Raw genomic sequence first — 14829 nt, 5'->3', positions numbered from 1 at the left:
TTTATAAAACTAATTCTGTTTTAATTATACTCGGGCTAATAAGATAGCAATTAATTTCAATAAAATTTCAATAAGAATTTTGAAGAAAAACAGTAAGAAGAAAATAAAAAATAAGAAAAAGATTCAGGAAGGTATCAAGAGGACGAAAGAGTAATGTAAACATCACCTATATGGATAATTTCATTGACCGTGAGCACCTCATTTTCAAAAAGGGATAGTATTTGCTCACGTTTGTCATTCCACAAATCAGCAAAATCTGCCTTTATTTCAATATCAAAATCGGTATTACTGCTATCTACGGATATTAATTCGTCATTTTGTAATATAATATAATCCTCTAAAAAGCTGTAACTGTCAAAAATATCCATTGAAAGATAAATATCGTAATTTGGCAAAGTTGATTCAATGTGTACAGGAACTGAAGAAATAACATTATTCTGAGGATTGGCAAGGTCAAAAGTTAGTTGAATTGTGCCTTCTCCTCCGACGATGAAGTTTATAACAGGTTCAGGCACCTTAAAGTAAATAGGAACAGCCAAATAACTAAAATACCCACCCTCCATAGGGATAGAAACTACAACATCCCCCACGTGAAGTCCCTCTTCAGGGAAGCCAGCCTGGACAAATTTTTCTTGTAATAAACTTCCATAATTTTTGAATAGGTTACCTAAATTAGAGCCAACTGTTATGTCGAACTCTACATTAGGATTATTTAAATACGTATTTGGAGAACCTAAAAATTGCAAATAGCTACCTTCAGATAGAAAATCAAACCCATCTAATAACTCTACACCAACGTAAACATGAAGGGGAGGCAAGTTAGACTTGAGGGATACATTAGAGGATTTTTGATCATACCACTTCCCACTACCTGGATAAGGTGGGGTGAATTCAAAGACTATATCGTTTGAAACGTTATAGTCGACAAAAAAGTTGTCAACTACGAAATAAACATCAATAAAATCTAACTGTTCCCCAGTAGAGTCTAAAAGCAAAACTTCTCCTATTTTTGTCCCTGAAGAAGATAAAAGTCCATTCTGAAACATAGCCAGAATTTTTTGGTTATTGTTTTGCCATAATGGTTGGATATTAAACCCTAGTTGTAATGTATAAGTACTTCCGCTTCCCCAACTTGAAAGGTTAAAATAACTATGAAAGAATTGGTAATTACTATCTAGTTGTAATTCTACCCGATAAACGTTGGACAGGTTAAGAAAAATTTGAGTTTGCTGATAGTTGTAATTGTCTAAATCCAATTTAAATTCGAAATAATTATTTGCTGAAAATATGCTCACAGTTAAGAATAAGAAAGTTATAAAGACAATCATTTTCTTCATTTTAATCACTTCCTAATAGTTTTCTTTTTAAATTATACATTATTTTTTATAAATAATTTTAACTATTTCAATAAAAATTCAATAAAAATGATTATAATTCGCTTTTAATCGTACATAAAAAAATAATAAAAGACTTGACATTTTTATTTTTATTTAGTATAATTTTATTAGACTTTTATTAGAGGTGGTGAATGTAATGAAAAAGATTATTTTTATAACAATAATAATGTTGTTGGTTTTAAATATCAGTGTTATTTCTTTTTCTCAAACTTCTGATGGTGTTAATATCCCTGTCTATATTAGTGTTTCTAGTTATGCTGCAATTGACTCTGTTGATAAAGAAAGTTTAGATTATGAATTGGATTTGTCATCTCCTGAAAACAAAAGTGAAGAAATAAAGGTAAAAATCGTAGCAAATACCACTTTTGAACTCATGGTTGAATTTGATGCAGAAGGAAGTAGTTTTAACGAACAGAACCAAGCATTGTTTGAATTGTTGAATAGTAGCTTTAATTATTCTGTTGATAGTAACGATTCATCGTATGGAGTTATTGAAAAAACCGTTCAAGTAGGATTCAATTTTCAACAGGTGCTCGCTAGCAATCCTGAGATGAGAGAATTGCTTTTAAAAAATGGAGAATATAATGATAAGGTTGGTAATTTTGTTTTCACAGTTTCCCCCGCAGTTTAAAGACAATTATGCGCCCCTTATTTGCATAGTGCAGCAAATGCTCGAGAGGTAGGTTAATTCCTGCCTCTCTTTTTATTATTGAAAAATTAACAATTATTTTGTATTTGATAAACGTTTTTGAAGTAAAATAAAACGGCTGAGGTGAGAATAATGTTTAACGAAGAATTGAAAAATAAAAACCTTATAATTGAATTAGAATCTTTTGAAAAGTTACTAGAAAGAGAGATCATCATTAGAAACTGGAAAGAAATTGAACTACCTTCTGAAAAGGCGAAGATACTTGCCCCAATAGGTGTAAATGTTTCTTTAGAGAAAGGAGAAAGTCGGGTAATAGTAAACGGTAAAATAGAAACTATGGTCCAGCTTCATTGTTCGAGATGTTTGAAACCCATCGAGTATTGGATCGATGAAACTTTTGAAGCTGTATATTTAAGTCGAAGTTTTGAGAAATATTTATCGAAAACTGAACGTTTAAAAACTTTAGACAATCTTGTTTACTATGATGGGCAATCAATAGATTTGACAAATCGAGTAATAGAGACTATAATATTATCAGTACCAGAAGTTCCACTGTGTAAAGAAGATTGCAAAGGGCTATGTCCTATCTGTGGAATTGATTTGAACGAAAATCCAGAGCATTCTTGTGAAACAGAAGATATTGACCCACGTTTTGTAATGCTAAAAAAGTTGTTGGATAATGAAAAATTAAATTAATACAAAATACCAAAGGGGGAAACATAGATGGCAACGCCAAAACAAAAAGCTTCAAGAGGTCAAACACATTCTAGAAGAGCGAAATTTTACTCTGCATACAAGATCAATGTTGTAAAATGTCCGAAGTGCGGAGAGCCAAAATTGCCACACCGTGTTTGTTTAAATTGTGGATACTATGGTGACAAACAAATCTTAGAAATAGGTGAATGAGCCGATGGATAGTGTAAAAATAGGTATCGATCTATACGGCGGTGATAATGCGCCCAGTTCTGTTGTTGAGGGCGCACTTTTTGCTATAAAGAATAAGTTCCTTTCTCCTGAAGAATTGGTTATAGTGGGAAATGAAATTTCAAAGGAAGATTTAGATAAAATATCGAATTTAAAAATTATACCTGCTAAAAACTTGGTTAGTAACGAAACAAAACCAACAGAAGTTTTGAAATTGAAGGAATCTTCCATGTACGTAGGTTGCGAAATGTTGAAAAATAACGAATTGAATGCTTTTGTGAGTGCGGGCAACACCGGTGCATTGCTTTCAAGCGGTACTTTTGTTGCCGGTAGACTTCCTGGCATAAAAAGGCCTGCCTTAGTTTTAGCCCTGCCTTCTAAGTCCAATAAACCAAAAATTTTGGTGGATGCAGGAGCAAACGCTGAAGTAAAGGCTGAACATTTTTATGATTTTGCAAGGGAAGGAATAGCTTATGCTAAATTTTTGAATCTTGAAAATCCGAGAGTAGGGATTTTAAATATCGGTTCTGAAGACGAAAAAGGAAATTCAATAGTTAGGGACGCCTCTAATTTGTTAAAGGAAGAAAAGAAGTTTAATTATGTTGGCTATGTAGAAGCACGCGAACTGTTCGACGATACGTGTGATATAATAGTTACAGACGGATTCACCGGTAACAACGTTTTAAAAACTATGGAAGGTACAGCTTATTTCATCCTTCATGAATTGAAAGAAACGATTAAAAAAGGTGGGTTATTCACAAAATTAGGAGCCTTGTTTCTACGAGGTTCGTTGAAGTCTTTAGTCAATAAAATTGATTATAGAAGTTATGGAGGAACATTCTTTTTGGGGGTTAACGGTGTTTTAGTTAAGGCGCATGGGGCTTCAGACGCTGAAGCCATAGCTAATGCATTGTACGTGGCTTACCGTGCAGCTAAATTTGACTTGATCGAAAAGATTGAGATTTAAAAGGGGGTTTAAGAATTGTGTGGGATAGTAGGGTTTGTTTCCGATAGAAAAGTTAAAGTTGAAGATCTTATTTCTGGGTTGAAAAAGCTTGAGTATCGAGGCTACGATTCAGCAGGTTTGGCTTACAATATGAATCATTCTATAAAATACCTGAAAATGCCAGGAAGGATTAGCGAGATTGAAAAATTACTATTAAATGAAGGTTTATTGGAAGAAAGTTTTTATTCTGGAATCGCCCACACAAGATGGGCGACACATGGTGTTGTTTCAGAGCAAAATTCTCATCCACATTTGGATTGTAAAGAAGAAATAGCTGTTGTACATAACGGTATCATAGAGAACTTTCAAGAGTTGAGAACAGAGCTTGAAGTTAAGGGCCATATCTTTAAATCAGAAACGGATTCAGAAGTTATCGCTCATTTGATAGAAGATAAGTACAATGGAGATCTTTTTGAATCTGTTTTAAAAGCTTTAGAAGAACTCGAAGGTGCGTATGCCATTGCTGTTGTTCATAAAGACAAACCCGATCAAATAGTTGCGGCAAGAAAAGGCAGTCCTCTAGTGATTGCAAGTAATAATAGTATTAGCATGTTAGCTTCAGATGTTACTCCTTTACTGAAGTATTCAAAAGAGATGAATTTTTTGAATGATGGAGAGGTAGCTATTTTAACTCCTAAAGGGTATTCTTTATTTAACTTAGATGGTGTCCCACTTGAGAGAAAACCAATACTTATAACCTGGGATGAGTCGCTGGCAGAAAAATCAGGATATCCGCATTTCATGTTGAAAGAAATCTTTGAGCAACCGATAGCTTTAGAATCCGTTCTAGTTGGTCGATTAAAAGATGGGAAACCACAGATAAAAGAAGTACGATCTTTAGAAGGTTTTGTTAAGAACCAAATGAAAAAAGTATATGTGGTTGCATGCGGTACGAGTTATCATGCTGGTTTAGCTGCAAAATACTTCATGAATAGATATTCAGATATTGATTTTGACATTGAGGTTGCATCAGAGTTCAGATACATGAATCCGGCAATAGATGGTAATACTTTGGTGTTGGCTATCTCTCAATCTGGGGAGACTATAGATACGTTAGAAGGTGTCAGATTAGCAAAGAAAAAGGGTGCATATGTATTAGCTATAAGTAACGTAGTTGGTTCAACTATTCCGAGAGAATCCGACGCAGTCCTTTATCTCAACACTGGTCCAGAGATAGGGGTTGCCGCAACGAAAACTTATACCGCACAAATAGCTTTGCTTTACACCTTAACTGCCCAACTCATCCTTTGGAAAGGTTACAAAAACGAAGAGTTGGATGAAATTATGAGAACCATCGAAAAAATGCCAGAAATATTTAAAATGATCTTGAATGAAACAAACGGTCACATGATGGAATTGGTAAAGAAGTATAAAAACTTCAAAGATATGATGTACATAGGTAGGGTTTTTGGTTTTCCTGCAGCTTTGGAAGGCGCTTTGAAATTAAAAGAGATCAGTTATATCAATGCCATTGCCTATCAAGCGGGAGAATTAAAACATGGTCCAATAGCACTGTTGGATGGGAATTTTCCAGTATTTGCAATAGTTCCGTCTGGGAAGCTGAGAGAGAAGATGATTTCCAACATTATGGAAGTAAAAGCTCGGGGCGCAAAGGTTATAGCTTTAACCCCGAAAGATGATGAGCAAACAAAAAAAATATGTGATGATTACATCGATGTGCCTACTGTTTCGGAACCTTTAATACCGTTGGTAGTTGCACCTATTACTCAACTTTTTGCTTATTACACAGCGGTACAAAAAGGCTTAGACCCAGATAAACCAAGAAATTTAGCAAAAAGTGTCACCGTAGAATAATTTGGCCAATTGTGGGGCGGGCAGCGGGGCAAAACATTGATTTTTCTTCCTTATGGGTGGGGAGCGGGGGAAGGGCGCTAATAAATTTAGAAATGCTAAAAGTAAAAAAATTTTAGTGGAGGTGGTAAATTTTTGTTAAAAACTGATGTTTTGAATTCCGTTAAGGAAATAGTGGAATTGTTAGAAGAAAAAGATGGAGAAAATATTGTTGTACTTGACATGGAAAATTCTGAATTGATGGTTGATTACTTTGTTATTGTTACGGGAAATTCAGAACCACATAGAGTAGCTTTAAGAGACCAAGTAGTTAGGTATTTAAAAGATGAAGATATACCCATAACTTTTTACGATAAAGGTAAAAGTACCGATTGGATGATAATCGACGCGGGTATTTTTATAGTTCATATATTCTCCGAAGAGAGTAGAGAATTTTACGATTTAGAAGGGCTTTGGGGAGAGCAAAATAGAATGGTACTATAAAATAATACTCACATCTTTCGTTTTTCACCCCGGTGCCCATAAAAGGGTCGGTGAAAAAAAGGAAGGTGGAGGTTAGAAAACCAAATCAAACAACTACGGAGGTGTATTTTTGTGTCAGTGGTAAGTATGAAACAGTTACTTGAAGCAGGAGCTCACTTTGGTCATAGGACGAGAAGATGGAATCCCAAGATGCAGCCTTATATTTTTACTGCAAGAAAAGGTATTCACATTATTGATTTACAAAAAACTTTGAAAAGTATTGACGAAGCCTATGACTTCCTAAAAAATTCGGTCATGGAGAAGAAAAGAGTATTGTTCGTTGGGACTAAGAAACAGGCACAGCAGATTGTTGCCGATGAAGCCCGCAGATGTGGAGAGTTTTTTGTAAACAACAGATGGCTTGGTGGTTTGTTAACAAACTTCAAAACGATAAAATCTAGAATTGATAAGTTGGAACAACTAACAGAATATGTTGAAAGCGAAGAGTTTTCGAAACTACCCAAAAAAGAGCAAGCAACCATACGCAGAAATTTAGAAAAATTAGAAAAAAACTTGGGTGGGTTACGTGGAATGAAAAAAATTCCAGATATTCTTTTTATTATTGATCCTAAAAAAGAAGAAATCGCTGTGAAAGAAGCTAATTTGCTTAATATACCTATAATAGCAACAGTGGATACCAATTGTGATCCGGATGTTATTGATTACGTTATTCCAGCAAACGATGACGCTATCAGAACTATAATGCTCATTGTCTCAAAAATGGCTGATGCGATTATTGAAGGAAAAGAAGGTAGAATTGAAACTCTCGAAGAAAGTAGCGAAGTAGAAGAAGAAGAAGAAGAAAAAGACGAAGTAATTGATGAAGTGGACGAAAAATTAGAAGCTGAAGAGAAATACGCCAGTTATGCTGAAGAAGTAGAAGAAGTGGAAGAAGAATTTATACCTTCAGAAATAGAAGACGAAGACGAAAAATTTTAATTTTTGGTTCTACATAATACACCGGGGGATAGCTCCCGGTTTTTTTATAAGAGGTGATAATTTTGAAATTTTACATACGGACATTTGGTTGTCAAATGAATATTAATGAAAGTGAAATAATGGCAGGTCTTTTGAAAGAAGAGGGCTTCGAATGGACTGAAAATCCAAAAGAAGCCGACATAATATTGATAAATAGTTGTGCTGTTAGAGAAAAAGCAGAAAATAAAATGTATGGTGCCATAGGCGGTTACGGTAAACTAAAAGATGAAAATAAGAATTTAATCTTAGGTGTAGGTGGTTGCTCTGCAGAAAAAGAAAGGGAGAATCTGCTTGAAAGATTTAAAAATATAGATTTTGTCTTTGGCACTAGAAATGTGGTAGACATAGGAAATTTGGTAAAGCGTGCTTTAAATGGAAAAAGATTTGCTGATTTTAGCGACAAATTGAATGATGTCAATTACGATATTCCAAAGATGCCAATAAGTAAACATCATGCTTGGATTACTATCATATACGGATGCAACAAATATTGCTCGTACTGTATAGTTCCATATACCAGAGGTTTTGAAAAAAGTAGACCTATGGAAGATATAATAAGAGAAGTTGAAAGCTATGCAAAAAAGGGCTACAAAGAAATAACCTTTTTAGGTCAAAATGTTGATTCCTACGGTAAGGACTTTGGAGATAAAAAATCTAAATTGGACCTTCTCATACAAAAGGCAGCTGAATTTGATTCCATAAAACGAATTTGGTTTTTAACCTCATATCCATCGGATATAACCGATTCTTTGATACAAACTGTTGCCAACGAAGAAAAAGCGGCAAATTATTTTCATCTTCCAGCTCAATCAGGAAGCAACAAGATTCTCAAGGCAATGAATAGGAAATATACAAAAGAAGAGTTCATTGAACTTGTGAATAAGATCAAAAAAGAAGTAGTTAATGTTACAATTTCCAGTGATTTTATAACAGGCTTCCCCTCAGAGACAGACGAGGACTTCGAAGAAACGGTAGATCTAATTAAGAGATGTAGATTTGAAAGGATAAATATTGCAGAATATTCCCCAAGAGAAGGGACCATAGCTTATAAATATCAAAATGACGATGTCCCTAAACATATCAAAAATAAAAGATTGCAGTATCTCATGGAGTTACAAAAAAGAATAAACCTTGAAGAGAATGAAAAGTATCTCGAACAAGAAGTTGTTATAATTCAAGAAGGAAAGGCTGGGAAAAATGGTACTTATATGGGAAGAACAATGAACAATAAATTAATAATCTTCGAAAGCAATGAAGAGTTGAACGGTGAATTTTTGAAAGTAAAGGTCAATAAAATTACACCAGGTCCATTGTATGGTGAGGTTGTAAACAATCTTTACTGACGGCCTAATAGATAGAAAAAAGGGGTGTTCACATTTGATACATGGAAAAGTATATGAATCTTTATCGTTTTATAGCCGAGCACTGAAAAGTGATGTGAAATATTCTATTTATCTTCCACCTAAATACGACATTGAAACCAGGAAATATCCGACTATTTATCTTCTGCATGGACATGGAGGGAACGAAACGAGTTGGCTAAGAAAAGGTCGAGTAGATCAAAGTTTGGATTTAATGATAACTAACAATGAAATTCCACCTTTTGTTGCCGTGATGCCTGATGCTAAGAACAGTTGGTACGTTAATTCTCCAACTGGTGTTAACTATGAAACCGCTTTGATAGAGGACCTTCTTCAACATATAGAAACGCAGTACAAGGTTTATAACGAACGTTCTTCAAGATTCATAGCCGGTTTATCTATGGGAGGATACGGTGCCTTAAGGTTGGCATTTAAGTATCCAGAGTTATTTTTGTCTGTTGCTAGTTTAAGTGGGGGAATAACCAGAGAAGTTCCCCCAGAGAAAGAAGTCGATTTATATGGCAATGAAATTCATGTAAGAGAAGATTACTATCATGACGCATTTGGCTGGCCTTTTGACCCAAAGTTTTGGGAGAAAGAGAATATTTTTAATTATATAGAACACGTAAAACAAAGCGGCTTAGAGCTTCCAGTTTATCTTTCTTGTGGAAGTGAAGATTACTTTTACCTATATTTAGGTGCTTCTGAACTGCACCATGAATTAAGAATCAATGGCATATCTTCAACTCTTTTCATAAAACCAGGCGACCATAATTGGTTTCTTTGGAGCCAAGAAATAAAAGATGTATTAAGGTTCTTTGCAAAAAATATGCTAATTATCCATTAAAGTAAGGAGTGAATTTATGGACCAAAAGAATGCCACCTATAGGTTAGTCATGAATTCTTTGTTTATAGTTCTATCCATACTTTTGTCAAGGTTATTAGCGATTAGAATTCCCATAGGCAATGTGGAAGTTATTAGATTTGGGTTTGGAACGATTCCTATGTTTCTTTCCGCCTTTATTTTTGGGCCCCTGGATGGTTTTATCGTTGGAGGTTTATCTGATTTGATTGGTTTTTGGATAAATCCAATGGGGGCGTTCCTTCCCCAATTCACGTTGACCTCGGCCTTACACGGTTTGATTCCAGGTATAGTTTTTAGGTATTTTTTTAAAAGAAGAATCAATTATTGGTCACTAGCCATTTCCTGTGGTTTAGGTGAAGCGGTAGGAATAACCTTAACACCATTCTTTATTCATCAAGCTTTTGATGTTTCATATGCGGTTCTTATGCCTCCACGAATCGGTGGCTATGTGGTCTCATTCTTTTTGAACGCCTTTATAATGCTTTTATTACTCACGAGAATTCCTCAAATTAATAAAATGATGGAGAAAAAATAAGATGGATAAATATTATGAGTTTGTTTATGAATTGAAAGCCAGCGAGGAAGAAAAGATAATAGATCAGTTCATAAAATATGGGTTTAATTCCTTTTACTTTGAAGAAGATGTAGAAAGTTCAAAGACTTTTCTGAAGTTGTATGTCAAGAAGGAAGAGCAAATCAAAGATATTTTGGATTTGCTTTCTATGTATGGTTTAAGATTGCTTTCTAAACAAATCACCGAAGAATCAAAATGGTTAGAAGAATGGAAAAAAACAATAGATGTTTTTGAACTTATAGATGGAGTTTGGATCAATCCTTTTTCCAATAAAAAAATAGAAAAACCGGGAATAGTATTGAATATAATACCAGGAAGTGCATTTGGAACAGGTTTACATTCAACCACTAAACTGGCAGCCGAACTTTTAAGAAAGGTTGGTTGCGCAGGCAAAGATGTTGTTGATGTTGGAACAGGTAGCGGAATATTGTCCGCTTTGGCTAAAAAGATTGGGGCTAATCGCGTTTTGGCTTTAGATAACGATGATTTGGCTACAGAAAAAGCAAAAGAAACTGCTATTTTAAACAATGTCGATATTGAGATAAAAGAATCCGATTTGTTAAGCGCTGTTGGAGAACATGAAAGATTCGATATATTAGTTTCTAATATTGTGGCTGAAGTACTGATACAGTTAATGAAAGATCCTAAATTTGATAAAATACTTAAAAATAAAGGATTTGTCATCCTTTCTGGTATAATTGAAAGTAAGGAGAAATTGGTTATTGAACAAGCAAAGGATGTAAATTTAGTATTGAAAGAAAGAATGGAGGATGGTTCTTGGATAGCTTTGCTGTTTCAAAAGAAGATTTAGAAATAATTGAAAAACAATTGGGACGGTGCGTTAGTAATGTATTAACTATAGGAAAAAGATGCATATATGGCTATCCTCAAGTAATAAAGAGCTTTCCTTTAAAAGATGGAAAGCCTTTTCCCACTCTTTACTGGTTAACCTGTCCTTATTTAGTGGAAGAAGTTTCAAAATTGGAAGCACAGCAAAAAATAGCGGAAATTGAAAAGATGATACAAAATGATCCAGGATTAAAACAACAAATGATCCGCGCCCACGAAGTAGAAATTGAAAAAAGAATGAAGCTATTAGGAGAAAAAATCAATTCCCTACCTGAAAATATGATCAAGAAACTAAAAGAAACGGGAATAGGTGGAATTGAGGATTTCTCTAAAATAAAATGTTTACATTTACACTATGCATCGTATTTAGTCGGGGAGAATAATCCCGTGGGGAAAATAGTGGATCGCTATATTGGCAAGAAATATTGTGACGACAAAAGATGTGAAAAATGGGTGGGATGCGGGGCTGAGCGATGATTTCTCTTCCTTAGAAGGGTGGGGAGCGGGGTGAAGGGGCGCTAAAACAAGATAATGAAACAAAGATTCATGGGGTTTTTAAGGGGCGAAGCCCTTTTGCAGCTTTGTGCAAAAAGACTTTTTAAAAACAAACAAAGATCTTGGGGATCTTAAGGGGTTTACCCCTTAACGAATGGAGGCGAGACAACCTATGATTGACAGATCAATTTTAAACAACATCCCTAAAAAACCAGGAGTATATATTTTTAAAAACAATAAAGGTGATCCTATATATATAGGCAAGGCAAAAAAACTTAAAAAACAGAGTTTCTTCCTATTTTAACAAGAAAAACTACATAGGAAATGAAAAAACTTATGAAATGCTAGAAAAAGCCACAAATTTAGACTACATAATAACTTCAAATGAAAATCAAGCATTTATCTTAGAAGCCAACCTCATCTATATTCATAAGCCAAAATACAATATAATGTTAAAAGATACACGAGTGTATCCATATATTTTAGTAACGGATGAACAATTCCCCAAGATAAAATACATTCGTACAAAAAAAGAAGAAAAAGGTAAATTCTATGGTCCATACTCTGATGTTAAATTTGTAAAAGACGTTATCGAAGTACTCCAAAGCGTATATAAAATCAGAAGTTGTGACAGAGATTTAAGCAGGAAAAGCAAACCATGTTTCCTTTACCATTTAGGAAGATGCTATGGTCCATGTTACAAGGATGTAGACGAAACGGTATATCAAGAATCAGTGGAAAAGGTTAAAAAAGTTTTATCAGGAGATATTGAAGAAGTGAAAAACTATCTTCAAAAAGTCATGAAAGATTATGCCAAAATAAAAAATTATGAAAAAGCCGCTCAAATGCGTGACACATTGTTCAAATTAGAAAATTTATTTGAAGAAGTAGCGGTTGAATACAAAAACGGAAAAAATTTAGATATAATAATGTATGAACCTCCAGTTTATTTAGTTTTAATAGTAAGAAAGGGATACTTGATTTCAAAACTTTCCTTCACGATGGAAGGGACGTTGGAAGATTTCTTGTATCAATACTATATTGTTAGAAAGAATGAACCGCCTTCTTTGATATCGACATTATACAATGAAGAAATTTCTCCAGAAATTTTGGATTTTCTGAAAGAAAAAGGCTTAAAAAGAATCGAAAAGATAGGTAAAAGTTCTAAAATATATGAAATGGCTTATACAAATTTGCAAGAAGAAATAAAAAGGCAAAAAGACTTAAGCTTTGCTTTAAAACAAGCAAAAGAGATACTTTCTTTGAAAAAAGAACCAAAAATTATTGAAGGTATAGATATATCTCATCTTCAAGGGTTATATACCGTTGCCTCTTTAGTACGTTTTGAAAACGGCAAGCCCAAAAAAGAAGGATACAGAAAGTATCGATTAGATGATATAAAAGCGCCAGATGACTTTGAAAGCATCAGAACAGTTATAAAAAGAAGATATCAAAAGCATGAATTACCTGATCTTTTATTTATTGATGGAGGAAAAGGACAGGTAAATTCAGCTGTAGAAGCACTAAAAGAAATTGGTTATTCTTTGAAAGATGTCGATGTTGTAGGTATCGCCAAAGAAGATGAAAGGATAGTTTTTCCAGGTGACATACCAGATCTTCACTTACCACTAGATCATCCGGTGTTGAGGCTGCTTATATACGTAAGAGATGAAACCCATAGGTTTGCTATAGGCTTTAACAGAAGTCTCAGAAGTAAACGATTTGAAAAAACAAAGTTGGATGATATTTACGGTATAGGTCCAAAAAGGAAAAAAGAATTAATAAAACATTTTGGAGGGATTCAAAAATTACTGGAAGCATCAATTGAAGAGATATCGAAAGTCGTTAAAAGTGAAAAAATCGCTAAAAGAATAAAAGAAAGTTTGGGAGAGAAATAATTTGGAAAAATTAATTGAATTTGCCATAAGTTACTTAAATAAATACAAAAGCTTTTTAGCCGATGAATTTCAACATTTTTTCTTTGGCGCTGTTTACGATGGTGAAGACAAATTTCCAGTCTACTGTATTTTTATAGATGAAGAAGGAAGAGTTTTTGAAACTCTGGGACCTGATAAACCAGGAAAAGTTATGAGTGTTTTATATCCTACGTATTACAATGATCCTGATATATTACTAAAAAAATACACAGAACTATCTAAGCAATACAATAAAATAATACAACCCGACACGGCATTTGGAATAGTACAATCACCTTTTAAAATTACATCATACAGGGTATGGGGAAATGAAAGGCTTATAAAAAAGCTCATATTCTCTGAAAAATTAAAAGGCGAAGAATACATTTCTCTCTATCAGAGCATAACAGATGAAAAATTGAAATTCATAATAGAACATTACAAGCAATGGGATGATGACATATTTTATTTTCCATATTTGAAGGACATTCATGTTTTATTTAAAGTTCCCGATCATATAAGTAGTTCAGAAGTATCTATATATATTGAAATAGGTCGAATATTAAAAGAAAAAGTGCTTCGAGGATACAATTTTTTGGAAAATTCATACAAACTTCCAGAAATGAAAGTTAAAGCACCAGCATTAGCCGTATTCAAAACACCTGCAGATCGTATCCTTGATATAGACTTCAAATCTATTTATGATCAATTTATAAAAAAGACTGCTAAAATAGTTGACCAAATTAATGAAATAAAAATTGAACTATAAAAGTTTGGGGCGCACCCTAGATAATAGGAATGTAATATTTCTACAAAAGGAGAGAACAATGAAAGTAAACATTGAAGATTATTATAAAAGGACTAATCAAAATCTAACGCCAAAAAAATATAAAAAAAAGAAAAAAAATCTCCTTTTACACTCGCTGAAATGCTATATGGTACATTTAATATAGTTATTTCTGTAATATTTATATTACTCGTAGTAATAATGAACACTGTAAAACCTATTATTAATGATCTTCTTAACCCCAATTTTCCGTTAGAAACCAGACAAATATTTTTTCTATCTATATTAATGTTGGTCTTAGGAATACTGTTTGAAATATATGCCATAGAAAAAGCTAGACTTCACAGATACTCGTTAATAGGCGCTATCTCTTTTTTCTTTTCAATCTTTATGACTATTGCTATAACTTATATAATAATAAAATATTCTTTAAACTGGGTAGGAATACAATTGTTCGGACAAACTGAAATAGGCCAAAACAAATGGTTTTATTTACCTTCCATAGCCTATTTAGGATATTCGATATTCAATGTATACTATTCTTTTTCTTTGATGAATTCACAATAATTTTCAAATAAGTTCATAAAAAAGAAATTGACAAAGTGGAGAGAGATGTGGTAATATATACAACGCTGATGGATGAAAGAGAGAAAGAAAGAAAAAAGTAAGAGAAGAAGGAAAGGGAAAGCTCATT

Annotated in this window: 16 protein-coding genes; 15 read left to right on the top strand and 1 reads right to left on the bottom strand. The window is 33.6% G+C overall.

What is annotated here, in order from left to right:
* Positions 1–134 precede the first annotated feature (134 nt).
* On the bottom strand, positions 135–1337 hold the full coding sequence (locus NAAC61_RS03610) for a hypothetical protein (RefSeq protein WP_012209627.1): 1203 nt from the start codon (positions 1335–1337) through the stop codon (positions 135–137).
* 196 nt (positions 1338–1533) lie between these two features.
* On the opposite strand from NAAC61_RS03610, the gene NAAC61_RS03605 reads away from it, so the two are divergent.
* The 15 genes from NAAC61_RS03605 (at position 1534) to NAAC61_RS03535 (ending at position 14702) form a co-directional block, all read left to right on the top strand.
* Complete coding sequence (locus tag NAAC61_RS03605) at positions 1534–2028, top strand: hypothetical protein (RefSeq protein WP_012209628.1); 495 nt, start codon at positions 1534–1536, stop codon at positions 2026–2028.
* 150 nt (positions 2029–2178) lie between these two features.
* Entirely contained in the window at positions 2179–2742 is a 564-nt protein-coding gene (locus NAAC61_RS03600; protein WP_202695300.1) for a YceD family protein, read from the top strand.
* Between the two features lie 27 nt (positions 2743–2769).
* The gene (gene rpmF / locus NAAC61_RS03595) at positions 2770–2952 is read left to right on the top strand and encodes a 50S ribosomal protein L32 (RefSeq protein WP_012209630.1); all 183 of its coding nucleotides are present in this window, start codon (positions 2770–2772) and stop codon (positions 2950–2952) included.
* A gap of 4 nt (positions 2953–2956) precedes the next feature.
* A complete protein-coding gene (gene plsX, locus NAAC61_RS03590; protein ID WP_202695299.1) occupies positions 2957–3937 on the top strand; it encodes a phosphate acyltransferase PlsX in 981 nt (326 codons plus the stop codon).
* A gap of 15 nt (positions 3938–3952) precedes the next feature.
* Positions 3953–5791 carry a glutamine--fructose-6-phosphate transaminase (isomerizing) gene (glmS, locus tag NAAC61_RS03585; RefSeq protein WP_202695298.1) on the top strand — a complete coding sequence of 613 codons (1839 nt, stop codon included), beginning with the start codon at positions 3953–3955 and terminating at the stop codon, positions 5789–5791.
* A 132-nt stretch (positions 5792–5923) separates the two neighbouring features.
* Positions 5924–6271, top strand: a complete 348-nt coding sequence (gene rsfS, locus NAAC61_RS03580; RefSeq protein ID WP_012209633.1) for a ribosome silencing factor — start codon at positions 5924–5926, stop codon at positions 6269–6271.
* Between the two features lie 111 nt (positions 6272–6382).
* The gene (rpsB, locus tag NAAC61_RS03575) at positions 6383–7249 is read left to right on the top strand and encodes a 30S ribosomal protein S2 (protein WP_103065817.1); all 867 of its coding nucleotides are present in this window, start codon (positions 6383–6385) and stop codon (positions 7247–7249) included.
* Between the two features lie 62 nt (positions 7250–7311).
* Positions 7312–8631, top strand: a complete 1320-nt coding sequence (miaB, locus tag NAAC61_RS03570; protein WP_202695297.1) for a tRNA (N6-isopentenyl adenosine(37)-C2)-methylthiotransferase MiaB — start codon at positions 7312–7314, stop codon at positions 8629–8631.
* Between the two features lie 34 nt (positions 8632–8665).
* On the top strand, positions 8666–9496 hold the full coding sequence (locus tag NAAC61_RS03565) for an alpha/beta hydrolase (protein ID WP_158245464.1): 831 nt from the start codon (positions 8666–8668) through the stop codon (positions 9494–9496).
* A gap of 16 nt (positions 9497–9512) precedes the next feature.
* Positions 9513–10049 (top strand): folate family ECF transporter S component, encoded by a 537-nt coding sequence (locus NAAC61_RS03560; protein ID WP_012209637.1) that lies wholly within the window; start codon positions 9513–9515, stop codon positions 10047–10049.
* Between the two features lies 1 nt (position 10050).
* Positions 10051–10899 carry a 50S ribosomal protein L11 methyltransferase gene (locus NAAC61_RS03555; RefSeq protein WP_202695296.1) on the top strand — a complete coding sequence of 283 codons (849 nt, stop codon included), beginning with the start codon at positions 10051–10053 and terminating at the stop codon, positions 10897–10899.
* Positions 10866–11414, top strand: a complete 549-nt coding sequence (locus NAAC61_RS03550; RefSeq protein ID WP_202695295.1) for a DUF501 domain-containing protein — start codon at positions 10866–10868, stop codon at positions 11412–11414. Before NAAC61_RS03555 ends, NAAC61_RS03550 begins: the two co-directional genes overlap by 34 nt.
* 335 nt (positions 11415–11749) lie before the next feature.
* Positions 11750–13330, top strand: a complete 1581-nt coding sequence (gene uvrC, locus NAAC61_RS03545) for an excinuclease ABC subunit UvrC (protein ID WP_337919692.1) — start codon at positions 11750–11752, stop codon at positions 13328–13330.
* A gap of 1 nt (position 13331) precedes the next feature.
* Complete coding sequence (locus NAAC61_RS03540) at positions 13332–14117, top strand: DUF4895 domain-containing protein (RefSeq protein ID WP_103065823.1); 786 nt, start codon at positions 13332–13334, stop codon at positions 14115–14117.
* A 159-nt stretch (positions 14118–14276) separates the two neighbouring features.
* The gene (locus NAAC61_RS03535; protein WP_202695294.1) at positions 14277–14702 is read left to right on the top strand and encodes a hypothetical protein; all 426 of its coding nucleotides are present in this window, start codon (positions 14277–14279) and stop codon (positions 14700–14702) included.
* The last annotated feature ends 127 nt before the right edge of the window (positions 14703–14829 follow it).

The organism is Petrotoga sp. 8T1HF07.NaAc.6.1, from assembly GCF_016772115.1.
Classification (GTDB): Bacteria; Thermotogota; Thermotogae; order Petrotogales; family Petrotogaceae; genus Petrotoga; species Petrotoga mobilis.
Note: the sequence above shows the minus strand (reverse complement) of the source record. Positions and strands in the feature narration are given on the sequence as shown.